Annotated in this window: 25 protein-coding genes and 1 pseudogene; 19 read left to right on the top strand and 7 right to left on the bottom strand. The window is 37.6% G+C overall.

Annotation, left to right across the window (positions count from 1 at the left end):
- Window positions 1-10: 10 nt before the first annotated feature.
- Window positions 11-1,021 (bottom strand): site-specific integrase, encoded by a 1,011-nt coding sequence (locus KZX55_RS01985; protein ID WP_247953927.1) that lies wholly within the window; start codon window positions 1,019-1,021, stop codon window positions 11-13.
- Between the two features lie 1,133 nt (window positions 1,022-2,154).
- Here KZX55_RS01985 and KZX55_RS01980 point away from each other — a divergent pair.
- The 3 genes from KZX55_RS01980 (at window position 2,155) to KZX55_RS01970 (ending at window position 4,327) form a co-directional block, all read left to right on the top strand.
- Entirely contained in the window at window positions 2,155-2,388 is a 234-nt protein-coding gene (locus tag KZX55_RS01980) for a hypothetical protein (protein ID WP_225902130.1), read from the top strand.
- A 211-nt stretch (window positions 2,389-2,599) separates the two neighbouring features.
- On the top strand, window positions 2,600-2,965 hold the full coding sequence (locus tag KZX55_RS01975) for a tyrosine-type recombinase/integrase (protein WP_248023310.1): 366 nt from the start codon (window positions 2,600-2,602) through the stop codon (window positions 2,963-2,965).
- Window positions 2,966-3,043: 78 nt separating this feature from the next.
- A complete protein-coding gene (locus KZX55_RS01970) occupies window positions 3,044-4,327 on the top strand; it encodes a hypothetical protein (protein ID WP_247953928.1) in 1,284 nt (427 codons plus the stop codon).
- Window positions 4,328-4,541: 214 nt separating this feature from the next.
- Here KZX55_RS01970 and cadX read toward each other — a convergent pair whose 3' ends face one another.
- Together cadX and KZX55_RS01960 are read right to left on the bottom strand one after the other, a co-directional pair.
- Window positions 4,542-4,880, bottom strand: coding sequence for an ArsR/SmtB family transcription factor (cadX, locus tag KZX55_RS01965; RefSeq protein ID WP_247953929.1), 339 nt, complete (start codon window positions 4,878-4,880; stop codon window positions 4,542-4,544).
- Between the two features lie 11 nt (window positions 4,881-4,891).
- Window positions 4,892-5,506, bottom strand: a complete 615-nt coding sequence (locus tag KZX55_RS01960; RefSeq protein ID WP_326845689.1) for a CadD family cadmium resistance transporter — start codon at window positions 5,504-5,506, stop codon at window positions 4,892-4,894.
- A gap of 28 nt (window positions 5,507-5,534) precedes the next feature.
- Here KZX55_RS01960 and KZX55_RS01955 point away from each other — a divergent pair, with 28 nt between their 5' ends.
- Complete coding sequence (locus KZX55_RS01955) at window positions 5,535-5,720, top strand: FanG protein (RefSeq protein ID WP_247953931.1); 186 nt, start codon at window positions 5,535-5,537, stop codon at window positions 5,718-5,720.
- Window positions 5,721-5,830: 110 nt separating this feature from the next.
- Here the strand turns inward: KZX55_RS01955 and KZX55_RS01950 are convergent.
- Window positions 5,831-6,442: pseudogene (locus KZX55_RS01950) on the bottom strand (Fic/DOC family protein).
- On the bottom strand, window positions 6,435-6,623 hold the full coding sequence (locus KZX55_RS01945) for a hypothetical protein (RefSeq protein ID WP_000171300.1): 189 nt from the start codon (window positions 6,621-6,623) through the stop codon (window positions 6,435-6,437). The pseudogene KZX55_RS01950 and the gene KZX55_RS01945 overlap by 8 nt, the downstream one beginning before the upstream one ends.
- A 147-nt stretch (window positions 6,624-6,770) precedes the next feature.
- On the opposite strand from KZX55_RS01945, the gene KZX55_RS01940 reads away from it, so the two are divergent.
- Entirely contained in the window at window positions 6,771-7,271 is a 501-nt protein-coding gene (locus KZX55_RS01940) for a hypothetical protein (RefSeq protein WP_048775675.1), read from the top strand.
- 368 nt (window positions 7,272-7,639) lie between these two features.
- Here KZX55_RS01940 and guaA read toward each other — a convergent pair whose 3' ends face one another.
- On the bottom strand, window positions 7,640-9,202 hold the full coding sequence (guaA, locus tag KZX55_RS01935; RefSeq protein ID WP_248023294.1) for a glutamine-hydrolyzing GMP synthase: 1,563 nt from the start codon (window positions 9,200-9,202) through the stop codon (window positions 7,640-7,642).
- 140 nt (window positions 9,203-9,342) lie between these two features.
- Here guaA and KZX55_RS01930 point away from each other — a divergent pair, with 140 nt between their 5' ends.
- From KZX55_RS01930 to KZX55_RS01880, 11 genes are all read left to right on the top strand, one after another.
- Window positions 9,343-10,041, top strand: a complete 699-nt coding sequence (locus KZX55_RS01930; RefSeq protein ID WP_000936177.1) for a GntR family transcriptional regulator — start codon at window positions 9,343-9,345, stop codon at window positions 10,039-10,041.
- A gap of 136 nt (window positions 10,042-10,177) precedes the next feature.
- Window positions 10,178-11,464 carry a peptidase U32 family protein gene (locus KZX55_RS01925; RefSeq protein ID WP_000169101.1) on the top strand — a complete coding sequence of 429 codons (1,287 nt, stop codon included), beginning with the start codon at window positions 10,178-10,180 and terminating at the stop codon, window positions 11,462-11,464.
- A gap of 14 nt (window positions 11,465-11,478) precedes the next feature.
- Entirely contained in the window at window positions 11,479-11,790 is a 312-nt protein-coding gene (locus KZX55_RS01920; protein ID WP_084854130.1) for a CHY zinc finger protein, read from the top strand.
- Window positions 11,791-12,021: 231 nt separating this feature from the next.
- Window positions 12,022-12,222, top strand: a complete 201-nt coding sequence (locus KZX55_RS01915; protein ID WP_001054552.1) for a F0F1 ATP synthase subunit C — start codon at window positions 12,022-12,024, stop codon at window positions 12,220-12,222.
- Window positions 12,223-12,256: 34 nt separating this feature from the next.
- Window positions 12,257-12,970 carry a F0F1 ATP synthase subunit A gene (gene atpB, locus KZX55_RS01910; protein WP_000392854.1) on the top strand — a complete coding sequence of 238 codons (714 nt, stop codon included), beginning with the start codon at window positions 12,257-12,259 and terminating at the stop codon, window positions 12,968-12,970.
- 13 nt (window positions 12,971-12,983) lie between these two features.
- A complete protein-coding gene (gene atpF, locus KZX55_RS01905; protein WP_000558551.1) occupies window positions 12,984-13,478 on the top strand; it encodes a F0F1 ATP synthase subunit B in 495 nt (164 codons plus the stop codon).
- Window positions 13,478-14,014: a F0F1 ATP synthase subunit delta gene (locus tag KZX55_RS01900; RefSeq protein WP_000358986.1), complete on the top strand. Its 537-nt coding sequence runs from the start codon at window positions 13,478-13,480 to the stop codon at window positions 14,012-14,014. Before atpF ends, KZX55_RS01900 begins: the two co-directional genes overlap by 1 nt.
- Before the next feature lie 14 nt (window positions 14,015-14,028).
- On the top strand, window positions 14,029-15,534 hold the full coding sequence (gene atpA / locus KZX55_RS01895; RefSeq protein WP_248023285.1) for a F0F1 ATP synthase subunit alpha: 1,506 nt from the start codon (window positions 14,029-14,031) through the stop codon (window positions 15,532-15,534).
- Between the two features lie 15 nt (window positions 15,535-15,549).
- Window positions 15,550-16,428: a F0F1 ATP synthase subunit gamma gene (locus KZX55_RS01890; RefSeq protein ID WP_248023268.1), complete on the top strand. Its 879-nt coding sequence runs from the start codon at window positions 15,550-15,552 to the stop codon at window positions 16,426-16,428.
- An 85-nt stretch (window positions 16,429-16,513) separates the two neighbouring features.
- Window positions 16,514-17,920 carry a F0F1 ATP synthase subunit beta gene (atpD, locus tag KZX55_RS01885; RefSeq protein WP_000094373.1) on the top strand — a complete coding sequence of 469 codons (1,407 nt, stop codon included), beginning with the start codon at window positions 16,514-16,516 and terminating at the stop codon, window positions 17,918-17,920.
- A gap of 10 nt (window positions 17,921-17,930) precedes the next feature.
- Entirely contained in the window at window positions 17,931-18,350 is a 420-nt protein-coding gene (locus KZX55_RS01880; protein WP_000940837.1) for a F0F1 ATP synthase subunit epsilon, read from the top strand.
- A 43-nt stretch (window positions 18,351-18,393) separates the two neighbouring features.
- Here the strand turns inward: KZX55_RS01880 and KZX55_RS01875 are convergent, their stop codons facing one another.
- Window positions 18,394-19,407: a lactonase family protein gene (locus tag KZX55_RS01875; RefSeq protein WP_000665598.1), complete on the bottom strand. Its 1,014-nt coding sequence runs from the start codon at window positions 19,405-19,407 to the stop codon at window positions 18,394-18,396.
- A 176-nt stretch (window positions 19,408-19,583) separates the two neighbouring features.
- On the opposite strand from KZX55_RS01875, the gene KZX55_RS01870 reads away from it, so the two are divergent.
- From KZX55_RS01870 to KZX55_RS01860, 3 genes are all read left to right on the top strand, one after another.
- Entirely contained in the window at window positions 19,584-21,560 is a 1,977-nt protein-coding gene (locus KZX55_RS01870) for a peptide ABC transporter substrate-binding protein (protein ID WP_000745941.1), read from the top strand.
- 116 nt (window positions 21,561-21,676) lie between these two features.
- The gene (locus KZX55_RS01865) at window positions 21,677-22,843 is read left to right on the top strand and encodes an AI-2E family transporter (protein ID WP_248023266.1); all 1,167 of its coding nucleotides are present in this window, start codon (window positions 21,677-21,679) and stop codon (window positions 22,841-22,843) included.
- Window positions 22,833-24,062: a tetratricopeptide repeat protein gene (locus KZX55_RS01860; RefSeq protein ID WP_248023264.1), complete on the top strand. Its 1,230-nt coding sequence runs from the start codon at window positions 22,833-22,835 to the stop codon at window positions 24,060-24,062. Before KZX55_RS01865 ends, KZX55_RS01860 begins: the two co-directional genes overlap by 11 nt.
- The last annotated feature ends 33 nt before the right edge of the window (window positions 24,063-24,095 follow it).

The raw sequence follows: 24,095 nt of genomic DNA, 5'->3' as shown, positions 1-24,095 counted from the left end.
AAAAAGTTATTTAGTTTGCTTGTGCGATTAACTTATAAGCATAGGACTTTTGAAACTCTTCTGGACGATTGTGTCCGAGAGCGCGTGATACAATTAAACAAGCCTTTCGATCAAGGACAACACCTTTTAATTCGCCTCGTAGATAAATTTTTTCTTTTTTATCTTTGATATCTTTGGGATCTCGTACGACAAGAAGATAAAGTCGTTTTGCGTATTCAGCACGATATTTATGAGGTTTTAAAGCAGATGGAACTTGAAACACACGCTTTTTACCAACTAGTTTAAATTCTTCAACAAGCCTTTCTAATTCTTCTTTATCTCGCGTAATAATCGGAATCCATCGGTCTCGTGCTCCTTTTGATTTATGCTTTTTACCAATGATTTTAAGATAGTATCGACCATCTTCACGTTTATGTAGAGAATCACCTGTAATAGCTTTTAATTCATTTTTACGTAACCCAGTAGCAGATACGATTGAGAACCAGCGATTATTTGTTTCTTCAGACATCCTGTCGTCATTAGACTTCAAACGATTATTCTTTTTGTCGGCTCGATATCGAATATCCGTTGCAATAAAAGCGGTAGAAGGTACTCCTAAAACTTTGGCTAATGCTGCTTTATAGGTTGACTGGGTTGGAGCAGAAAGCCCTAATTTCTTACAATGTTCCAAGTATTGATTTACTAAGTCAATCCATCCCTCAATATCGTTAGATTTTTCAAGAGTTTCTAGATCTTCGGCAGTAGTTATTGAGGCAACAAAGGAAGCGAATCTGCTCCAGGAACCAGCGTAGTTATGAAGAGTTCGGTCGGTATGGATTAAATGAATGTCTTCTCCCGTTTTTTTGGATTCATTTCGCTTGATACCCTTTCCTTTTTTAAAGCGCGTGACTAAATTAGTCAATCCTTTTGATTGGACGAATTGTTTCCGACCCTCAAAAGTTGTTAGAGAATCTATCTGTTGTTTCTTAGCTTTCTCTTTAGCTTTTCGTCGTTCAGCACGACTACGTTTCTTCTTTGCCATCGTTCTTTCCTTTCTATAGTAGATAATGTGCTTTTAAAGAAGATCTTAAGAAAATTCTTAAGGTCTTTTTAATTCAAGTTGAAGTAGTGCAGTGACTTAAGCTTATATTCACTGATGTAGTATCTTCCCTTTGCTTAGGGCGCTTCTTAATTGATGGCTAAGAAGATAACCAAGTCATTTTACAACATGACAAGTTGACTCAATTCAAATAAGATGTAGAGTTCCATCTTGCAGATAAAAATCTGTTGTTTTTTCTTGTTAGTCTTTTTCAGGTTTAAATGCTCTGAATTTAGCGACTGAGCTAAGCTAGTTTTTGTATTTGATTTTTAGACTTTTGTTATTTACTTTAGTTTTTATACTTTGATTTTTTACTTTGTTATGATCAAAAAATTTTTTTAACTGCTGTTGACATTACTTTTATTATCTATACATTTATTTTTTATTGGTAAATGAAATACAAAAATTGGTTCCTGTTATTTACTTTCGATTTTTACTTCTATTCTTTACTTTGTTACGATCAAAAAATTTTTTTAAACTGCTATTGACATCTTTTTTATTATCTATACATTTATTTTTTTTTAGTTAATGAAATACAAAACTGGTTCTTTCCTAACCCAGCTTAAACCTACTGTTTCCACGATAGCTACCTCCTTTCAAACATAAAAAACGTAGCTATATTAGTTACGTCTCTACTCAATCAATTATCTTGATATTATTAGTATGCCATAAATTTTAAAATAAAAAAATTAGGATAAGATTTTTTACGTTATTCACTTTTACCTAGTACTGTGTGTTTAGCGTGACTTACACATACGTTCCTGTCAACGCTAAACACACAGAAAAATCAGAATCGCAAAAAAATTGAGGGATGAGAGAAAGAGGAAAAACTACAAAAAAAATTAATAAGAGAAACAACTTATGTATCGTTTTTTCTTAATTATTTTTTTTTATTTTGGAATTTATGGCATACTAAAATTATAATAATACTTACGGAGGAAACCACTATGTTTCTAAAATATTATTCACTCATTAACTATATTCTCTATAAAAATCGCAGAGAATTCGAAAACTCATTTGATTGCTACCCCAAAAAGACAGTGTATGAGTTCCATATCAGGGAGTCTACAGGAGGAATGAAAATTAGACAAAAAGAACATAATGCAATTCATGTTAGCCTATTTTCTAATAGTGGAAGTTATATTACACTTTACTTAAGGAATTTTACGCCAGAAGATTTGGTGGCTGTGATGAATTCATTAATCAAGCAGAAGAAAGAACTTGGATATGAGCGGTTGATTTGCTTGTTATCAGAGCTCAAAAATGATGAACGCTTAAGTTTATTGATGAAGTTATCCAAAATGAAATAAACATACTGGGACCAAGCAAACTGCACCCCAAAAGTTAGACAGAAAAAACTAACTTTTGGGGTGTAGTTCAGTCCCTCTTCCTTTAAAAATCCGAATCATCATTTTTATTTCAAATAAGGTAGTGATTCGGTTGATTTATATTGCAATGTAGTGAAATTTAGAATTTCAGAAATCGCTTTGAATCAAGGTCTATACCGTCTAGTGACGTGTAGTGAATCCCTATTTTACTTCTATAAATAACAAACAGGGCAGAGCATTGTATCATATAGAAATTTCAATGTTCTTAAGAGGTGGAACTAGTCAGTCCGCTAAGTATAATAAGAAAAGTAGAAAATCCTATAAGGATATTGACGATCTAGTCGATTTTGATAGACCTGTTCACATAGTTCCCCATATGTTCCGACATAGTTTTGTTTCAGTCATGGCTGATAAGATTGTAAGCCTAAACATTATTAGAGAGTTTGTAGGACATTCAGAAGATAGTAGAGATATAGAAAAAATCTATCTTCATGTCATGCAAAAAGGAAAACATAAAATTGAACAAGCCATGATAGATTTAGCTAAAATCATAAAATGAGTAATAGTTGTGGTTATTGATTCAGTTTCATTAAAAAAATGATATGATAGTGATATAAAGTATCAATTAGGTGTAGGTATGATAAATAGACAAGCTAAGAAGTTTTTTGATTATTATTTAAAAATAGTTGCAACAGAAGAATATCAATCTTATTATCAAAGACATGAGCAGGAAGGATTAGAATTTCATAAAAAGTGCATTGAAGAAAAACATCCCGAATGGAGGACACGGACAGACTATTTTGATGAATTCTCAATTGGCGAGTTTATTATTTTAGATACACTTTCAAATGAGGGTGTTAATAAATTAACGAAGCGTTTATATTCGTTGCCAAAGTCGAAATTTAAAGTGAAAAATTATTATAAAAAACCTACTATATTTAAAAAATACGACTATGTCCATTTAGAATATTTAAGGCATGGAGTCGGAATTTTTGCTGAAATTGAGATAATTGGAGATAATTTTTTCAGCAGTATTGAAATAAGTTGGGCGACGGTAAATAATTATTATGCTATTTTTCAATATAGATTTCATTTAAAACAAGTATTGACAGAGTCTAATCTTCAATTATTTATTTCTGATAATATCAAAAACTTGAGTAAAAAAGATTACATTAATTGGTATATTCTGGATGATGAGGACGATAAGCTTAATTATCTATCTATTGATCAGATGACAAATGAACTTCCTTCTTTGATATGTCAACATTACATAACTACGTTTTTATATAGCGAAAATGGGAAAATGAACAAATTAATTAATCTAACAGTTGCTTTTCGAAAAGACAAAGTTGATATAGATAAAATATACTTCGGGGATATTAGTTATAGTCTATATAATAAAAAAGGCAATTACTATATTTCAAATAGTTTTAATGATAGCAATTATGTTCTATACTCAGGAAATAATTTCATTCCTGGATTTAGTATTTTAGGGTCTATATCGCAATATGGGAACGAGCTCTATTACTTATTATTTGGAGAGCGAGAACTTCACATTTTTGAAAGAGATTTTTCGAAATATGTATCAGGAAGAAAGAACATAATGTTTAATAAAAATTTTTTAAACCTTTTGAAAAAGATACAAAGCCTATCGGAGTCAGAAAACAGAATAGATATTTCTAATTTTAAAAAAGACTTTGAAGATTCTTGGACTATATTTGTATCAAATGACGAAGTTCAACTAGAAAATTTATTTCATAAAAATCTGTCATATTATCGAAATGTAATTAAAGAAAATTATTCCTATTTGAATATGCTTACAGAGATAAATTACACAAAGGCAAATACCATAAGTTCTATCGTTGCTACGATAGTCTCCATTATTGCTACCATTATATCTGTTATTGCTCTCCTAAAGTGATATAATCAGTTAAAATTCAGTTGTTTTGCTAAAATTAAAAGAAAAAAGCCTTTGAAATGCTGATTTCATAGGCTTTTAATATATCTAATCACTTCACTTCTATAAAAAGATTAAATAATTTCTATTTTAGCTGTTAGAAACGTTGGTACATCAATGTTTTTAGAATGCTACATAATAAAAGGTAGAGTGAATGGTAAAGTAGTAAAAATAGTTGTTATCCTAGTTGATTAAAAAAATCTCTGATTTCCTCATCTTTTATAAAATAATATATAATTTTCCCCTCTCTTCTAGTATCCAAAATGTTTTGATTGGCTAGTTTACGAAGATGGTGGGATGCAGATGCCATACTGAGATCTAGTAAAAAGGCTATATCACAGACACAGAGTTCTTCAACAGCAAGGAGATAAAAGATGATATTTATCTGTTTATTATCGGTAAACTTTGATAAAATACGAAGTGATTTTTGGACTTTTTCCTTTTCAAGGTAGTTCGTTGCGGTTGTAACATTTTGTTGATTTATAATATTCACCTGGCATATACTATCTTTTTTCATATTTTTTTCTCCTAGCCGAACACAGTCCTTAGCATGTCAAAGCTGTTGTTTTCAATCAGGATATACATCCCCAATCCTAAATAAACAACGGTAATAAACCATCTGCTATATTTTTCCAAAGTTTCTCCAACAGAAGGGACTTGTGCCAATTTTTGGGCAGAAAAAACCAAGAGATAAATCATGACTAGAAAGGTAAGTAAAGCCACTATCAAATTCGCTAAATTTAAGGTAATAAAATATGGGACAAAAACACCAATATTGTCAGCACCACAACTTGCAAAAGTAATCATAGCGACTAGAAAAATCAGGTTTTTATTATCTTTGCGCAAACCATCTTTTGCAATAGCTTCTCCATCAGAATCTCCTAAAAGCAAAACTTTGAGTCCTAGGAAAATTGGAATCAAACCGAGCAAGCCTAAAATCTCTTTACTAGGAATATAATTTAAGACAAATGCAAAAAGTAAACTTAGCAGTATTAGACTAACAGAGCCTAGAAACTGTCCTAAATAGATGTTAATGATGTCTTTTCTGCTTTTTCTTTTGGCAAAAAATAACATTAGAATAATAAGTAAGTCTACGGCTGTCCCAGAATACAGGATTATTGAAGTAACAACATTTTGAATCATAAAATACCTCATTCAAATATATTTTTGAATGTATTCTAACATTAAACTTTGTAGATGTCAACTTAAAATCCACCAAAATATAGATAAGAAGTTAGTGTACCAAATATTAAAAAGCCCTGCCATCGAAATGATAGCAGGGCTTAACTTCAATATCCAGATGATATATTTATCTAAAAAAGGTAGAGAAAAAGGTAGAGTTTGGACTGAAATATAGTGAAATGTATTAAAATTGAAAAAGAAAAAACGCTTGAAATCAGCGTTTTTCTTATGTATTGATTCGTATTGAATGCTTACTTCACTTCTGTAATTATCAAGTATTACAATCTATATTTCTTTTAATATTTTACCAAATAATTCTTCTAGCTTCCCTAAGTCTCCATAGACAGTTCCGTCCATATAAAGGTTGTAAACTTCATCATCTTGTTCCACTCGTATTTGTGCAGAATACCCTTTTAATAGTGCTAAGGAACGAATAACTTCTCGTTGAGTTCGTCCATTTCCTTCTCGAAAGGGATGGAAATAATTAAGATTATCAAGAATTTTTGCTAAATGTTTAATGATTTCATCTTTTGAGTTGGCAGTTTGATGATAGGAATGAATGAGATGATTTATATAAGTTTCTGCAGCATTAAACGACTGTATCGACATAAAAGGATTACCACTTTTAGAGATATTCACCTTGCGATATTGTCCTGATCAGGCATAAACATCTTGAAACAAATAGTTATGAATGGCTAAAATATTACTCATGGAATAGACTTCAATGGCTTTCAAGCGCAAGTCTGCAAGTCTTTTAGTAACGAATAAGTGTTCATTTCGGTAGGCTTCTTCAATATTTGTAACATTTTGTTTGTTGATTAAGACTGTGGAATTTGGATAGGTATATTGGTGATTAGGGTCAATGTACTTATAGCCTTCGTATTGATTTTTAACCAATATTCAATTCCTTTCGTCTATTGACAACATAAGTTTTTAAATCAATCACATCTTGAACAGTAGGTTCATAATTTTCAATCATTGATGATCCAATAGCATACCAGACGGTATCGAAATCTGAAAAATTATCAAAGGGAATCCCTAAAATTGTTAATTCTTCTTTATTTACATCAAGAGTCATGGCACACCTCCTTATATAACGTTACCTTTATTATACCATAAAATCGGTATTTTTACCTAAAGGGATAGAGACTAAAAAACATAGTATGTTTAATGTAGATTTATGATAAAATAGTTTTATTATAAAAAGAAATAACAGAGGTATAGCATGGAGCCATATATTACAGAAGCTTTAGTAAAAGCAGGGATTGAATTGGGAACTCTAACATTTAAGGGAACAACAACACTAGTGAATAGTAAAATTCAATCATTAAAGGAAGAACGTAACGCCGATAAATTACGAAATACTTATGATGAAATTGTAAATGAGTTACTTTCGGAACGAGAACAGGCAATCAGAATTGCTCAGGCATATAAAGAAGAATATGAAAAAGTACATATTGATGATAAAGATATTGAGTATTTGCACAACACTTTAGAACGGGTTATTTCTCTTCTATCTTCATTTACTAATGTTGAAGATGGGAAAGAAGATTCAATGAAACAATTGGTTGCTCTACTTAATAAGGATACTTTAAAGACTATGCAACTATTAGGATTTAATTACAAGGAGGCAATAGGAGAACCTTTAACGGAGGTTTGCTCAAATGCTATAAGAAATACATTAGGAAGTCTATCATCTAAGAAAAACGTACGTAACAAAAAATAATTGAACCAATGGTGTGAACTTTTTGGTAAAATCTAGCTCAATTTGTGTATTTTTAGGGTAAAATTCACACCATTCAACTGAAATTGATTCAAATTAGATGAAATTCTGTTTTCTGTAAATGTGGGAAAACATTGATTTTAAGCGGATATTGAAACTTATTCAAATAAAAATGTTTCCAACTAGGTCTTAAGAAAGCTTGTAAAGCATCAAATAATAGAAAAATAAAATTTAATATAAAAAAATCCCATCAGAATATTTCTGGTGGGATTTTTGGTGGGGAACCAATCAATTTTGATTTATTTTTAACCTTTTATAACAACTGAAAATGCTGTTAAATCAACCATTTCACTTCAAATCATGTTTATAAATCATTCCCACTCAACGGTTGCAGGTGGTTTACTTGTAATGTCGTAGACGATACGGTTAACGTGGTCCACTTCGTTTACGATACGTACAGAGATTTTTTGAAGGACTTCCCAAGGAATTTTGGCAAAGTCAGCAGTCATACCATCGATAGAAGTGATCGCACGGATAGCAATTGTGTAGTCATAAGTACGACCATCACCCATAACACCAACTGAACGAACGCCTGTGTTGACAGTGAAGTATTGCCAGATATCGCGGTCAAGACCAGCTTTAGCGATTTCTTCACGCAGGATAGCATCAGACTCACGAACGGTTTCTAGTTTTTCTTCAGTGATTTCACCCATGACACGGATAGCAAGTCCTGGTCCTGGGAATGGTTGGCGCCATACGATGTGGTCTGGCATACCAAGCTCTGTACCGAGGGCACGGACTTCGTCTTTATAGAGAGTATTGAGTGGTTCAATCAATTCAAACTGCATGTCTTCTGGAAGACCACCAACGTTGTGGTGTGATTTGATTGTTTGAGCAGTATCTGTACCAGACTCAATTACGTCAGTGTAAAGCGTTCCCTGAGCAAGGAATTTTACATCTTTTAGCTTGCTAGCTTCGTCATCAAAGACATAAACAAATTCGTTACCGATGATTTTACGTTTTTGTTCAGGGTCAGAAACGCCAGCAAGTTTGTCAAGGAAACGTTTTGAAGCATCAGCTTTGACAATATTCAAACCAAACTTACCACCAAGCATGTCCATAACTTGGTCAGCCTCTCCCTTACGGAGAAGACCGTGGTCTACAAAGATACAGATCAATTGATCACCGATTGCTTTTTGGAGAAGAACTCCAACAACAGAAGAGTCAACACCACCTGATAGGCCGAGAAGAACACGCTTGTCACCTACAGTTTCACGGATTTTCTTGATCTGCATATCGATGAAGTTGTCCATTGACCAGTCGCCTTTTGCCTGACAGATGTTAAGGGCAAAGTTGCGAAGGATATCATTTCCGTATACAGAATGGCGAACTTCTGGGTGGAATTGGATACCATAGATGTGCTTGTCAGGGTTTTCAATGGCTGCATAAGGACAGTCAGCAGAAGTTCCAGTACGAACGAAATCAGCTGGGATCTCTGTAACAGCATCGCCATGGCTCATCAACACAATCTGTTCTTCAGGAGTTCCTTCAAAGAGGGCAGAAGTGGTATGGGTAAGTGGTGATTGGCCATACTCGCGGTTACCAGCATCACCTGCAGGGACAACTTTTCCTCCAAGTTTATGAGTTAAAAGTTGCATACCATAGCAGATTCCCAAAATTGGAATGCCAAGTTCAAAAATTTCTGGGTCAATATCAAATGAACCATCTTCGTATACAGAGTTTGGTCCACCAGAGAGGATGATCCCTACAGGGTTAATCGCACGAACCTCTGCAGCTGAGATTTTGTGACTTTTTAGCTCAGAAAAAACACCAATTTCACGAATACGGCGTGAAATCAGCTGGTTGTATTGGCTACCATAGTCCAGCACGATGATTTTTTCGACATCTTGCAAATCAGTTGAAATGTTGCTCATCTTTTTCCTTTCTCAAAAGAAATATCTTTTTCAATATTTTATCACAAATAGGGGCGAATTACCAACTAAACAAGGCAAAGTTTGACTTTTTCTTAGCAAATACGGTACAATGGAGAAAATAAAGAAAAGAAGTGAGAATCATGTTACCAGCTTATATGAAAATCCACGATCAGATCAAAAAGGATATAGATGAGCATCATTGGAAAATTGGTGAGAGGCTTCCAAGTGAGCGAGATTTAGCTGAACAGTTTCAAGTTAGCCGGATGACATTACGCCAGGCTATCTCTCTCTTGGTTGAGGAAGGAGTTTTGGAGCGTCGTGTAGGAAGTGGGACTTTTGTCTCTAGCACTCGTGTCCAAGAAAAAATGCGGGGGACAACCAGTTTTACGGAGATTGTCAAATCTCAGGGGAAAGTACCTTCCAGCCAACTCATTTCTTACAGAAGAACCATTCCAAATGAGCAAGAGGTCGCAAAGTTGGGGATTACTCCAACAGAGAATATTATCCGCATGGAACGGGTGCGTTACGCTGACCAAGTTCCTCTAGTCTATGAAGTCGCATCTATTCCTGAGAAATTCATTAAGGATTTCAAAAAAGAAGAAATCACCAGTCACTTCTTTCAAACCTTGCAGCAACATGGCTACCATATTGGCAAATCCCAACAGACTATTTATGCGAGATTGGCTAAGGAAAAGATTGCTCACTATCTGGAAGTTGAAAAGGGGCATGCCATTTTAGCCTTGACTCAGGTTTCTTATCTTGAAGATGGGACGGCTTTTGAATATGTAAAAAGTCAATACGTGGGCGAACGCTTTGAATTTTATCTTGAAAATAACTAGTTTAGAAAGGCTAGTTTTTTGTTTTTTAAAAGATTAGAATTGTCAAAACAATCTGTCTAGGCTTGATTTTATCCTTTATTTACTATAAAATGAGAAGGAAAAACGTCAAACTTTTATATTGCAAATAGGAGAAAACATGACAAAAACATTAAAACGTCCTGAGGTTTTATCACCTGCAGGGACTTTAGAGAAGCTGAAAGTAGCTGTTCAATATGGTGCGGACGCAGTCTTCATCGGTGGACAGGCCTATGGTCTTCGTAGCCGTGCAGGAAACTTCACCTTTGAACAGATGGAAGAAGGCGTGCAGTTTGCTGCTAAGTACGGTGCCAAGGTCTATGTGGCTGCTAACATGGTTATGCACGAAGGAAACGAAGCTGGTGCTGGAGAATGGTTCCGTAAGTTGCGTGACATCGGGATTGCCGCAGTTATCGTGTCAGATCCGGCCTTGATTATGATTGCAGCAACAGAAGCACCAGGTCTTGAAATCCACCTTTCAACCCAAGCCAGTGCGACCAACTATGAAACTTTAGAGTTTTGGAAAGAACTTGGTCTAACTCGTGTGGTTTTGGCCCGTGAAGTTTCAATGGAAGAATTGGCGGAGATTCGCAAACGTACTGATGTTGAGATTGAGGCCTTTGTCCATGGAGCCATGTGTATTTCTTACTCAGGTCGCTGTACGCTCTCGAACCACATGAGTATGCGTGATGCCAACCGTGGGGGTTGTTCACAGTCTTGCCGTTGGAAATACGACCTTTACGACATGCCTTTTGGTCAAGAACGTAAGAGTCTTAAAGGTGAAATTCCAGAAGAATTTTCAATGTCAGCTGTTGACATGTCTATGATTGACCATATCCCAGATATGATTGAAAATGGTGTAGATAGTCTAAAAATTGAAGGTCGTATGAAGTCAATCCACTATGTTTCAACAGTAACCAACTGTTACAAGGCGGCTGTGGATGCTTACCTTGAAAGCCCAGAAAAATTTGAAGCCATCAAACAAGACTTGGTGGACGAGATGTGGAAGGTTGCTCAGCGTGAACTGGCAACAGGTTTCTATTACGGTACACCTACAGAAAACGAACAGTTATTTGGCGCTCGTCGTAAAATTCCTGAATATAAGTTTGTCGCTGAAGTGGTTGCGTATGATGATGCGACTCAAACGGCAACCATTCGTCAACGAAATGTCATCAACGAAGGCGATCAAGTGGAGTTTTATGGACCAGGTTTCCGTCATTTTGAGACCTATATTGAAGATCTTCATGATGCCAAGGGCAATAAAATCGATCGCGCCCCAAATCCAATGGAACTCTTGACTATTAAGGTTCCACAACCTGTTCAAGCAGGGGACATGGTCCGCGCTCTCAAGGAAGGTCTTATCAATCTCTATAAGGAAGACGGGACAAGTGTCACAGTTCGTGCCTAGATAAGGAAAAGTGAATGATTCAAGCGCAAGGATTGTTAGTTGATGATGAGAGTAGATGTATTCATTATCATAACGAAAAGGACATCGTTTCTCTTCAGTGCTATGAGTGTAAAAAATATTATGCTTGCTATCAGTGCCACAATGCTATAGAAACGCATTTGTTTTCACCTTACCCCTTGACGCTTGCGGAGGATCGACCGATTTTATGTGGGGCTTGTAAGAGGACAATAACATTTCAAGAATATCAAAAGCAGATATCCTGTCCTCATTGCAAATCTCCATTTAATCCAGGGTGTAAACAACACTATTCTTACTATTTCAGATAAAATGAATCTATCCAAGTTCTAAACTTGGATTTTTCAATTTATTTCGGAAAATATAGAAAAAGTGGAGACACATTTCATCATAAAATGAGAAACTTATCTATACAGTAGTATAAAAATAGCAAAAATAGAAATAAATCATCTGAAACGCTTCCAACGTAAGTAAAAAGTTGACAAAAACAAATTTTAGGACTAAACTAAGTAAGTAAATTTTAAATAAAAGGAGAATTCATCATGAATTTAACATTTTTCGGTCTATGTCTTGCCTGTATGGGTGTATCTCTTGCAGAAGGATTTTTGATGAACGGTTTGTTCAAGTCTGCAGCACGCCAACCAGACATCATCCCACAATTGCGTAGTTTGATGATCATGGGGATTGCCTTTATCGAAGGAACATTCTTTGTAACTCTCGTATTTTCATTTATCATCAAATAAAGAGAAGTATAAAATGGAAAAGGGAGGATTCTAGATGGAAGAAAGTATCAATCCAACCATCAATATTGGTCCTGTTACCTTTGATTTAACCTTGACAGCATTGACTTTGTTGTCTGTGGCACTGATTTTTGGCTTTATCTATTGGGCAAGTCGTAATATGACTGTGAAGCCCAAAGGAAAGCAAAATGTACTAGAGTATCTCTATGACTTTGTAGTCGGATTTACAGAACCCAACGTAGGTTCTCGGTACATGAAAGATTACTCACTCTTTTACTTGTGTTTATTTCTTTTTATGGTTATCGCAAACAATCTTGGTTTGATGGCGAAACTTCAAACTACAGATGGGACAAACCTTTGGACATCGCCAACTGCAAATCTCCAGTTTGACTTGGCCTTGTCATTTGGAATTATCCTGATGACCCATATAGAAGGAATTCGTCGTCGTGGTATTAAAAAATATTTAAAAGGTTTTGTAACCCCAGGTTTCATGACGCCGATGAATCTCCTTGAAGAAGTCACGAATTTCCTATCACTTGCTTTGCGGGTGTTCGGGAATATCTTTGCCGGAGAAGTGATGGCAAGCTTGCTTATTACTCTTTCTCATCAGGCTCTTTATTGGTATCCAGTGGCATTTGTTACCAATCTTGTCTGGACGGCATTCTCTGTGTTTATTTCCTGTGTTCAGGCCTATGTATTCACAGTCTTGTCTTCAATGTATCTAGGAAATAAAATTAATGATGAAGAGTAGAAAGGAGTAAATGATGCACGTAACAGTAGGTGAATTGATTGGTAACTTTATTTTAATCGCTGGCTCTTTTATCCTTTTGGTCGTCTTAGTCAAAAAATACGCGTGGTCAAACTTGACAAGTATCTTTGAAGAACGAGCTGAAAAGATTGCTGCTGATATTGATGGCGCTGAACAAGCTCGTCAAAAAGCAGAGACTCTTGCTCAAAAGCGCGAAGATGAATTAGCAGGTAGTCGTAGTGAAGCTAAAACTATCATTGAAAATGCTAAAGAGACAGCTGAAAAGAGTAAATCAGATATTTTGGCTGAAGCTAAGCTAGAAGCTGGTCGCTTGAAAGAAAAAGCTAACCAAGAAATTGCGCAAAACAAAGCTGAGGCTTTACAAAGTGTTAAGGGCGAGGTGGCAGATTTGACAGTTAGTCTAGCTGGAAAAATCATCTCACAAAACCTTGACAGTCATGCCCATAAGGAACTCATTGATCAGTATATCGATCAGCTAGGAGAAGCCTAATGGACAAGAAAACAGCAAAGGTAATTGAAAAATACAGCATGCCTTTTGTCCAATTAGTGATTGAAAAAGGAGAAGAGGACCGGATTTTTTCAGACTTGGATCAAATCAAGCAAGTCGCAGAAGAAACGGGCTTACCTTCTTTTTTAGCTCAGGTAGCAGTTGATGAGTCAGATAAGGAAAAAACAGTTCGTTTCTTTCAAGACTCTGTGTCACCTTTAATGCAAAACTTTATTCAAGTTCTGGTTTACAATCACAGAGCAAATCTTTTTTATGAAGTAATTGCAGATTGTTTGAATCGCCTTGAAAAAGAGACCAATCGTTTTGTAGTAACTATTTCTTCAGCCCATCCTTTAACAGATGAACAGAAGGAACGTCTGCTCCCATTGATAGAGAAAAAAATGTCTCTGAAAGTGCGGAGCGTCAAAGAACAAATTGATGAAGGACTCATTGGTGGTTTTGTCATTTTTGCTAATCACAAGACAATTGATGTGAGTATTAAACAACAACTTCGAGTTGTTAAAGAAAATTTGAAATAGAAAGTGGTGTTCTTTTGGCAATTAACGCACAAGAAATCAGCGCTTTAATTAAGCAACAAATTGAAAATTTCAAACCCAATTTTGATGTATCGGAAACAGGTGTTGTAACCTATATCGGGGACGGAATTGCGCGTGCTCACGGCCTTGAAAATGCCATGAGTGGAGAGCTGTTGATTTTTGAAAATGGCTCTTATGGGATGGCGCAAAACTTGGAGTCTACAGACGTTGGGATTATCATCTTAGGTGACTTTACAGATATCCGTGAAGGCGATACCATTCGTCGTACAGGTAAAATCATGGAAGTTCCTGTTGGTGAGAGTCTTATCGGACGTGTTGTCGACCCGCTTGGTCGTCCAGTTGACGGTCTTGGAGAAATCCATACTGACAAGTCTCGTCCAGTAGAAACGCCGGCTCCTGGCGTTATGCAACGTAAGTCTGTATCAGAACCATTGCAAACAGGTTTGAAAGCTATTGATGCCCTTGTTCCGATTGGTCGTGGTCAACGTGAGTTGATCATCGGTGACCGTCAGACAGGGAAAACAACCATCGCTATTGATGCTATTTTGAACCAAAAAGGTCAAGATATGATCTGTATCTATGTAGCGATTGGGCAAAAAGAGTCAACTGTTCGTACGCAAGTTGAAACACTTCGTCAGTACGGTGCCTTGGACTACACAATCGTTGTGACAGCCTCTGCTTCACAACCTTCTCCATTGCTCTTCCTAGCTCCTTATGCTGGTGTAGCTATGGCAGAAGAGTTTATGTACCAAGGGAAGCATGTTTTGATCGTTTATGATGATCTTTCAAAACAAGCGGTCGCTTATCGTGAGCTTTCCCTCTTGCTTCGTCGTCCACCAGGTCGTGAAGCCTTCCCAGGGGATGTTTTCTACCTTCACAGCCGTTTGCTTGAGCGCTCAGCTAAAGTTTCTGATGAGCTTGGTGGTGGATCAATCACAGCCCTACCATTTATCGAGACACAAGCGGGAGATATCTCTGCCTATATCGCAACCAACGTGATTTCTATCACTGACGGACAAATCTTCCTTGGTGATGGTCTCTTCAATGCGGGTATTCGTCCAGCTATTGATGCGGGTTCATCAGTATCTCGTGTAGGTGGTTCTGCACAAATCAAAGCTATGAAGAAGGTTGCTGGTACACTTCGTATTGACCTTGCTTCATATCGTGAGTTGGAAGCCTTCACTAAGTTTGGTTCTGATCTGGATGCGGCTACTCAAGCTAAGTTAAATCGTGGACGTCGTACTGTGGAAGTATTGAAACAACCTGTTCACAAACCACTACCTGTTGAGAAACAAGTAACCATTCTCTATGCTTTGACACGTGGTTTCTTGGATACGATTCCTGTAGATGACATTGTTCGTTTTGAGGAAGAGTTTCATGATTTCTTTGATGCACAACATCCAGAGATTTTGGAAACTATTCGTGAAACAAAAGACTTGCCAGAAGAGGCAGTCTTGGATGCTGCGATTACAGAGTTTCTCAAACAATCCAGCTTCCAATAAGAATAGAGGTGTCAGATGGCAGTATCTCTAAATGATATTAAAACAAAAATCGCCTCAACAAAAAATACTAGTCAAATCACCAATGCCATGCAAATGGTATCGGCTGCCAAGCTAGGTCGCTCTGAAGAAGCAGCGCACAACTTCCAAGTTTATGCTCAGAAAGTTCGTAAGCTTTTGACGGATATTCTGCATGGTAACGGATCTGGTGGTTCTACCAATCCGATGCTCATTAGTCGTCCAGTTAAGAAAACAGGCTATATCGTTATCACTTCAGACCGTGGCTTGGTTGGAGGTTATAATGCTTCCATTCTTAAAGCTGTTATGGAGTTGAAAGAAGAATACCATCCAGATGGTAAAGATTTTGAGATCATCTGTATCGGTGGTATGGGAGCTGATTTCTTTAAGGCACGTGGTATTCAGCCAATCTATGAACTACGTGGCTTGGCAGATCAACCTAGTTTTGATGAAGTTCGTAAAATTATTTCAAAAACGATTGAGATGTACCAAAACGAACTTTTTGATGAATTGTATGTCTGCTACAACCATCATGTCAATACTCTCACAAGTCAAATGCGTGTGGAACAAATGTTGCCGATTGTTGACTTAGATCCAAATGAAGCGGATGAAGAGTATAGCTTGACATTTGAGTTGGAAACGAGTCGTGATGAGATTCTAGAGCAGTTGTTACCTCAGTTTGCAGAAAGTATGATATACGGGGCTATCATCGATGCTAAGACAGCTGAGAATGCTGCAGGTATGACAGCCATGCAAACGGCGACTGATAATGCCAAGAAAGTCATCAATGATTTGACAATACAGTATAACCGTGCTAGACAGGCGGCGATTACACAAGAAATTACAGAAATTGTAGCGGGGGCTAGTGCCTTAGAATAAGGCTTTGCCTCCCTCGTATCAAAATGAACTTAGGACCTAGGTGAACTAGGAACCGACAGTATCTTATATAGAATAGGAGAAGGAGATGAGTTCAGGTAAAATTGCTCAGGTTATTGGACCCGTTGTCGACGTCTTGTTCGCAGCAGGTGAAACACTTCCTGAGATTAATAATGCACTTGTCGTCTACAAAAATGACGAAAGAAAAACAAAAATCGTCCTTGAAGTAGCCTTGGAGTTGGGTGATGGTATGGTTCGTACTATCGCCATGGAATCAACAGATGGTTTGACTCGTGGAATGGAAGTTTTGGACACGGGCCGTCCAATCTCTGTGCCAGTAGGTAAAGAAACTTTGGGACGTGTCTTCAACGTTTTGGGAGATACCATTGACTTGGATGCTCCTTTCGATGAAGACGCTGAGCGTCAGCCAATTCATAAGAAAGCTCCAACTTTTGATGAATTGTCTACCTCATCTGAAATCTTGGAAACAGGGATCAAGGTTATCGACCTTCTTGCCCCTTACCTTAAAGGTGGGAAAGTTGGACTCTTTGGTGGTGCCGGAGTTGGTAAAACTGTCTTGATCCAAGAATTGATTCACAACATTGCCCAAGAACACGGTGGTATTTCAGTATTTACTGGTGTTGGGGAACGTACTCGTGAAGGGAACGACCTTTACTGGGAAATGAAAGAATCAGGTGTTATCGAGAAAACAGCCATGGTATTTGGTCAGATGAATGAACCACCTGGAGCACGTATGCGTGTTGCCCTTACTGGTTTGACAATTGCTGAATACTTCCGTGATGTAGAAGGCCAAGATGTGCTTCTCTTTATCGATAATATCTTCCGTTTCACTCAAGCTGGTTCAGAAGTATCTGCCCTTTTGGGTCGTATGCCTTCAGCCGTTGGTTACCAACCAACACTTGCTACGGAAATGGGTCAATTGCAAGAACGTATCACATCAACCAAGAAGGGATCTGTAACCTCTATCCAGGCTATCTATGTGCCAGCGGATGACTATACTGACCCTGCGCCAGCAACAGCCTTCGCTCACTTGGATTCAACAACAAACTTGGAACGTAAGTTGGTACAGTTGGGTATCTACCCAGCCGTTGATCCACTGGCTTCAAGCTCTCGTGCCTTGGCACCTGAGATTGTTGGTGAGGAGCACTATGCAGTTGCTGCTGAGGTCAAACGTGTCCTTCAACGTTACCATGAATTGCAAGATATCATTGCTATCCTTGGTATGGATGAACTCTCTGATGAAGAAAAGACTTTGGTTGCTCGTGCCCGTCGTATCCAGTTCTTCTTGTCTCAAAACTTTAACGTTGCCGAACAATTTACTGGCCAACCTGGTTCTTATGTACCAGTGGCGGAAACAGTTCGCGGCTTTAAGGAAATCCTTGAAGGAAAACATGACCATCTACCAGAAGATGCTTTCCGTGGTGTCGGTTCAATCGAAGATGTGATTGCAAAAGCTGAGAAAATGGGATTTTAAGAGGTGATCTATGGCTCATTTAACTGTCCAGATCGTGACACCAGATGGCCTCGTCTATGATCACCATGCCAGCTTTGTATCGGTACGAACTCTGGATGGTGAGATGGGGATCTTGCCACGACATGAAAATATGATTGCGGTTTTAGCGGTTGATGAAGTAAAGGTAAAACGAATCGATGACGATACTCATGTGAACTGGATTGCAGTGAACGGAGGAATTATCGAGATTGCCAATGACATCATTACTATTGTAGCAGACTCAGCAGAACGTGCTCGTGATATCGATATTAGCCGTGCCCAACGTGCTAAACTTCGTGCTGAACGTGAGATTGAAGAAGCACAAGATAAACACTTGATTGACCAAGAACGGCGAGCTAAGGTTGCTTTACAACGTGCCATTAACCGTATCAATGTCGGAAATAAACTGTAAAATAAAAATGAACTTGCTTAAGCGAGTTCATTTTTATTTTACATTAATGTTTAAATGTGATGCAAACAGCTTCGGGAACTTGGAAATCGTTAGAAAGCTCAGCTAATCGACCAGTTTCGGGATTACGTTTAAAGACGGTTGCATTATCTGAATCTTGGTGAACTGCAATTAGAAATTCTTGGTCAGGAGTAAGATTGAAATCGCGCGGATTTTGTCCGTGGCTGGGCACAATTTCTAATAACTCCAGACTACCATCAGCTAGGATGCTAAATACAGCAATGGAATCATGACCTCGGTTTGATGCATAGAGATATTTACCATCTTTTGAAAGACGAATGGCGGCAGTAGCATTAAATCCCTCATATCCATCTGGCAAAGTCGAAATGACTTGCATGCGTTCAAATTCACCAACACCATCGTAAATCAAGACTTCAATGGTACTGTTGAGTTCACAGATGAGGTAGGCAATCTTATAATGATGATGGAAAACGATATGGCGAGCACCTGCTCCAGCTTGGCTATGATAAGTATAGAGTTTACTTAGTTTTCCTTCTGGGCTAACATCGTAGGTCGTTACTTCATCCGTACCTAGATCACATGTGACGAGATACTGGTCAGGTGTTAGATCTGTAAAGTGTACATGTGGGGAAGTTTGGTTTTCATGAGGGCCTTGTCCACTATGCTGATCCAGATCCGTTTGGATGAGGCTACCATCCGTTTGACGTTTATAAACCAGAACTTGACCTTTATGATAGTTGGCCCCATAAACGAGATCACGCTTTTCATCCACTGCCACATAACAATGAGGAGCGCCTTCTTCAACCACATGATTTAGCAAAGCGCCATCTGTCTTGTAAGCAGCGATTCCACCTAAGCCATCCTGGCTCCCTACGGTGTATAAGTGTTGCTGTTGGTCAAAGGCAAGGTAGGTCGGACTTGGTTCAGCAGCAAAGAGTTCAAGATTTGCAAGCTGGCCTGTTTCTGTATCAAAATCTGCCTTGTAAATCCCTTTAGATAAGCGACGAGTGTAAGTTCCAAAATAAACAGTTTCTTTCATGTCCATACCTCTTAATAATGATAAATTTATTATACCACAAAATGAAATTCTTAACTGACTTTCATCATTTTTTGAAAATTACAGAAAACATCTTAGGGAGATTTATTTAGTTTTTACCTTGCTTTCAAAAATCAAAGTGATATAATAATCATATATTTGATTTAAAGGAGTGTTTTATGAAAAAACGTATTTTTCTAACGGCTGCAGTAGCAGTATTGTCATCAGCACTACTAGCAGCTTGTTCGTCTGGTGGTAAAAATGCCAACCAACCTGTGACTTATACTTATGTCTTCTCATCGGATCCCGCAACTTTGGACTACACAGTTTCTGGAAATTCCAGTACCAAACAGGTGACTGGGAATGTCATTGATGGTTTGCTTGAGAATGACCAATATGGAAATCTTGTACCGTCTGTAGCAGAGGACTGGAGTGTTTCTAAAGATGGTTTGACTTACACCTATAAAATCCGGAAAGGAATTAAGTGGTACACTAATGAAGGCGAAGAATATGGTGAAGTAAAGGCTCAGGATTTCGTGACAGGTTTGAAACATGCTGTCGCTAAGAAATCACAAGCCCTCTATCTTGTACAGGATTCAATCAAAGGGTTGGATGATTATATTAACGGGAAAACAGATGATTTTTCTACTGTTGGAATTAAGGCGACAGATGATTATACACTCGTTTATACGCTTAATAATCCTGAATCTTTCTGGAATTCCAAGACAACGATGGGTGTTTTAGCACCAATCAATGAAGACTTTTTAGCCTCTAAAGGGGATGATTTTGGTAAACCTACTGATGTTACAAGTATTCTATACAATGGTCCTTACCTTCTGAAAGGTCTCACATCGAAATCTTCAATCGAGATGACAAAAAACCAAAACTATTGGGATAAAGGAAATGTCTTCATTGATGATATAAAATTGACCTTCTTTGATGGTCAAGATGCAGACTCTCTTGGTCGTGGTTTTGATGAAGGACACTACCCAGCAGCTCCGCTCTTTAAGAATTCTGCAAACTATGAGCGATTCAAAGAAAAATACAAAGACAACATTGTGTATGGTCAACAAAGAGGAGGTAGCTACTACATTTCAACTAATATTGACCGTGTAGCCTATAACCATACTTCTAAAACAACGGACGAAGAAAAAACATCTACTAAGAAAGCTTTGTTGAACAAAGATTTCCGCCAAGCCTTGGCTTTTGGAGCAGATCGTAAGGCTGCTGTCTCTCAAGTATTTGGTGATGAAGTTGCCCCTCGTAAATTACGTACTAGCTTTACACCTCCAACATTTGTTCAAATTGGGGATCAATCTTTTGGTCAAGTAACAAAAACAGAACTTGACAAGTTGGATACTGCTTGGAGCGATGTTAGCTTAGATGATGCACAAGATTCACTTCATAATGTAGATAAAGCTAAAACTAAACTTGAAGCGGCTAAGAAAACTCTTCAAGCCGACGGTGTTCAGTTCCCTATTCATTTGGACTTGCCAGTATCCTCTACTCAAACGGATTTTGTACGTCAAGCTCAATCGTATAAACAATCAATAGAGGAAGCTCTTGGAGTTGAAAATGTCGTGGTTGATATCCAACAAGTTTCTGATGATGAATTGGGAAGTATGACCGTTCTTGCAACTTCAAAAGACAATATCGACTGGGATATCAATCCAAACAGTGGATGGAGCCCAGACTATGCAGATCCATCAACCTATCTTGATGCATTTGATCCAACATCTGGACCAACTCTTCTTGGAGCACTTGGTATTGCACCAGGATCAGATAGTTCAGCCATTAAGGCAGTAGGATTGGATAAATACAAAGAATTACTTGATGATGCTAACAGTGAGAAAACAGATCTCGAAAAACGCTATTCAAAATATGCTAAAGCTCAAGCATGGTTGACAGATAGTGCTTTGATCATCCCTGTTAACTCTGATGGAGCCCAAATGCTTGTTACAAAGAAAGTTCCAGGAACAGGAGCAGATGGTTGGGTCGGTGATAAAACAGGCGAAAACAGTTATAAATATCTGAAGATTCAAGATAAGATTGTGACAAGTAAAGAAATGGAAGAATTCCGCAAGAAATTTGCTGAAGAAAAAGCAAAATCAAACGAAGAATACCAAAAACAACTATCAAGTCATATTAAAGATTAAATAAATCTCCTCAATTGAGGAGATTTTTCTTTTTGTCTATCTATGTAAGCACTTTAAAAAAGAGTTATTTTAGTCTAAAAATGGTATAATGAGAGAATGACAGAAAGGATGTATTTATGGAACATAAAGAGAAACATTTTAGCCTATCTTGGTTCTTCAAGTGGTTTTTAGATAATAAAGCTATTACTGTTTTCTTAGTGACCTTGTTACTGGGCTTGAATCTTTTCATTCTAAGTAAGATTAGTTTTATCTTTTTACCGGTTTTGGATTTTCTAGGAGTTGTCATGTTGCCAGTTATTTTATCTGGTTTACTTTATTATCTCCTCAATCCGATTGTTGATTGGATGGAGAAACACAAAATCAATCGTGTTCTTGCCATTAGTATTCTCTTTGTTATAATTGGTCTCTTTATCATTTGGGGGCTAGCGGTTGCTATTCCAAATCTGCAACGTCAGGTCTTAAATTTTGCGAAGAATGTGCCGACATACTTGGAAGATGCTGATAAGGTTATCAATGATCTTGTAACCAAACGTTTACCAGATGATTTTAGGCCGCAGTTGGAGCAGGTTCTTGCGAATATTTCTACTGAGGCGACGATGTGGGCGAGCAAAATCTCTTCCCAAGCCGTTAACTGGGTGAGTGCCTTTGTCAGCAGTGTATCTCAGGTTATTGTAGCGGTCATTATCGTACCTTTCATGCTCTTTTATCTTTTACGTGATGGAAAAGGTTTGCGAGATTATTTGACCAAGTTTATTCCAACGAAGTTAAAAGAACCTGTCGGACAAGTTTTGTCAGATGTTAATAAACAGTTGTCAAACTATGTTAGAGGACAGGTTACAGTTGCTATTATCGTGGCGATTATGTTTATTATCTTCTTTAAGATTATTGGTCTCAGATATGCTGTGACCCTGGGGATTACGGCTGGCATCCTCAATCTAGTACCTTACCTAGGTAGTTTTCTAGCGATGTTGCCTGCTCTGGTTTTGGGCTTAATAGCGGGGCCTGTCATGCTTTTGAAAGTGATTATTGTCTTTATTGTTGAACAAACGATTGAAGGTCGCTTCGTTTCTCCGCTTATTTTAGGTAGTCAGCTAAACATCCATCCGATCAATGTCCTCTTTGTTCTCCTAACTTCAGGGTCTATGTTTGGTATTTGGGGAGTTTTGCTGGGAATTCCTGTCTATGCCTCTGCTAAGGTCGTTATCTCAGCTATCTTTAACTGGTACAAAAAAGTCAGCGGTTTGTATGAAGAAGAAGGGAAGGAAATCAAGAGTGAACAATAGTCAACGCATGCTCCAAGCTTTGGATGACCAAGATTTAAGCAAAGCAGATCAGTATTTTCACAAAGCCCTTGAAACAGATTCAAGTGAGGTTCTCTATGAACTAGCAAGCTATCTAGAGGGAATTGGCTTTTATCCTCAAGCAAAAGAAATTTACCAAAATATCGTTACAGAATTTCCAGAAGTGAATCTGAACTTAGCTAGTATTGCTAGCGAGGATGGCAATGTTGAGGAAGCCTTTGCTTACCTTGAGGAAATCAAACCTGAAAGTGACTGGTATGTATCGGCCTTGGCCTTGAAGGCAGACCTCTATCAGTTGGAAGGATTGACAGATGTAGCACGTGAAAAGTTACTGGAAGCCTTAAATTACTCAGATGATGCCTTATTAGTTTTTGGTTTGGCTGAGTTGGATAGCGAGTTAGGGAATTATCAGGAAGCCATTCAGGGCTATGCTAAATTAGACAATCGCTCCATCTATGAGCAAACGGGTGTCTCAACTTATCAGCGAATTGGCTATGCTTATGCCCAGTTAGGTAAGTTTGAAGCTGCAACAGAATTCTTAGAAAAAGCTTTAGAATTAGAATATGATGACCAAACTGCCTTTGAACTGGCTAGTCTTTACTTTGACCAAGAAGAGTATCAAAAATCTGTTCTTTACTTTAAGCAGATTGATACCATTTCACCAGATTTTGAAGGATATGAATATGGTTATAGTCAAGCCTTGCATAAGGAACATCAGGTGGAAGAGGCCCTTCGTATCGTTAAAAAAGGACTGGAGAAAAATCCATTTGAGACTCGGCTCTTACTAGCTGCTTCTCAGTTCTCGTACGAATTGCATGATCCTAGTGCTGCAGAGCAGTTTCTCCTTACTGCTAAGGATGATGCAGAGGATACAGAAGAAATTTTCCTTCGCCTTGCAACTATTTATATGGAACAAGAGCGGTATGAAGATATCATTGCTCTCCAAAGTCAAGAACCTGAAAATCTCTTGACCAAGTGGATGATTGCCCGTTCTTATCAGAAAATTGAGGATTTAGATAAGGCCTATGAACTCTATCAGGAACTATCGTCTGACCTCAAGGATAATCCTGAATTTCTGGAGCAGTATACTTATCTCCTACGTGAATTGGGATATTTTGAAGAAGCTAAAGTGCAAGCTGAAGCCTATTTAAAATTCGTTCCAGATGATGTTCAGATGCAAGAACTCTTAGAAACACTTTAAAAGTTATCTCTCTAAAAACGTATCCGTCAATTT

Source organism: Streptococcus halitosis (genome assembly GCF_023147855.1).
GTDB lineage: Bacteria > Bacillota > Bacilli > Lactobacillales > Streptococcaceae > Streptococcus > Streptococcus halitosis_B.
Note: the sequence above shows the minus strand (reverse complement) of the source record. Positions and strands in the feature narration are given on the sequence as shown.

What these genes read in the sequence shown, in the direction of transcription:
- atpF (WP_000558551.1), top strand. Translation starts at nt 12,984, where the DNA reads ATGCACGTAACAGTAGGTGAATTGATTGGTAACTTTATTTTAATCGCT.
- atpD (WP_000094373.1), top strand. Translation starts at nt 16,514, where the DNA reads ATGAGTTCAGGTAAAATTGCTCAGGTTATTGGACCCGTTGTCGACGTC.
- KZX55_RS01870 (WP_000745941.1), top strand. Translation starts at nt 19,584, where the DNA reads ATGAAAAAACGTATTTTTCTAACGGCTGCAGTAGCAGTATTGTCATCA.
- KZX55_RS01960 (WP_326845689.1), bottom strand. Translation starts at nt 5,506, where the DNA reads ATGATTCAAAATGTTGTTACTTCAATAATCCTGTATTCTGGGACAGCC.
- KZX55_RS01930 (WP_000936177.1), top strand. Translation starts at nt 9,343, where the DNA reads ATGTTACCAGCTTATATGAAAATCCACGATCAGATCAAAAAGGATATA.
- KZX55_RS01970 (WP_247953928.1), top strand. Translation starts at nt 3,044, where the DNA reads ATGATAAATAGACAAGCTAAGAAGTTTTTTGATTATTATTTAAAAATA.
- KZX55_RS01940 (WP_048775675.1), top strand. Translation starts at nt 6,771, where the DNA reads ATGGAGCCATATATTACAGAAGCTTTAGTAAAAGCAGGGATTGAATTG.
- KZX55_RS01980 (WP_225902130.1), top strand. Translation starts at nt 2,155, where the DNA reads ATGAAAATTAGACAAAAAGAACATAATGCAATTCATGTTAGCCTATTT.
- KZX55_RS01985 (WP_247953927.1), bottom strand. Translation starts at nt 1,021, where the DNA reads ATGGCAAAGAAGAAACGTAGTCGTGCTGAACGACGAAAAGCTAAAGAG.
- KZX55_RS01900 (WP_000358986.1), top strand. Translation starts at nt 13,478, where the DNA reads ATGGACAAGAAAACAGCAAAGGTAATTGAAAAATACAGCATGCCTTTT.
- KZX55_RS01890 (WP_248023268.1), top strand. Translation starts at nt 15,550, where the DNA reads ATGGCAGTATCTCTAAATGATATTAAAACAAAAATCGCCTCAACAAAA.
- KZX55_RS01925 (WP_000169101.1), top strand. Translation starts at nt 10,178, where the DNA reads ATGACAAAAACATTAAAACGTCCTGAGGTTTTATCACCTGCAGGGACT.
- cadX (WP_247953929.1), bottom strand. Translation starts at nt 4,880, where the DNA reads ATGAAAAAAGATAGTATATGCCAGGTGAATATTATAAATCAACAAAAT.
- KZX55_RS01955 (WP_247953931.1), top strand. Translation starts at nt 5,535, where the DNA reads ATGTATTCTAACATTAAACTTTGTAGATGTCAACTTAAAATCCACCAA.
- KZX55_RS01865 (WP_248023266.1), top strand. Translation starts at nt 21,677, where the DNA reads ATGGAACATAAAGAGAAACATTTTAGCCTATCTTGGTTCTTCAAGTGG.
- KZX55_RS01880 (WP_000940837.1), top strand. Translation starts at nt 17,931, where the DNA reads ATGGCTCATTTAACTGTCCAGATCGTGACACCAGATGGCCTCGTCTAT.
- guaA (WP_248023294.1), bottom strand. Translation starts at nt 9,202, where the DNA reads ATGAGCAACATTTCAACTGATTTGCAAGATGTCGAAAAAATCATCGTG.
- KZX55_RS01920 (WP_084854130.1), top strand. Translation starts at nt 11,479, where the DNA reads ATGATTCAAGCGCAAGGATTGTTAGTTGATGATGAGAGTAGATGTATT.
- KZX55_RS01945 (WP_000171300.1), bottom strand. Translation starts at nt 6,623, where the DNA reads ATGACTCTTGATGTAAATAAAGAAGAATTAACAATTTTAGGGATTCCC.
- KZX55_RS01875 (WP_000665598.1), bottom strand. Translation starts at nt 19,407, where the DNA reads ATGAAAGAAACTGTTTATTTTGGAACTTACACTCGTCGCTTATCTAAA.
- KZX55_RS01915 (WP_001054552.1), top strand. Translation starts at nt 12,022, where the DNA reads ATGAATTTAACATTTTTCGGTCTATGTCTTGCCTGTATGGGTGTATCT.
- atpB (WP_000392854.1), top strand. Translation starts at nt 12,257, where the DNA reads ATGGAAGAAAGTATCAATCCAACCATCAATATTGGTCCTGTTACCTTT.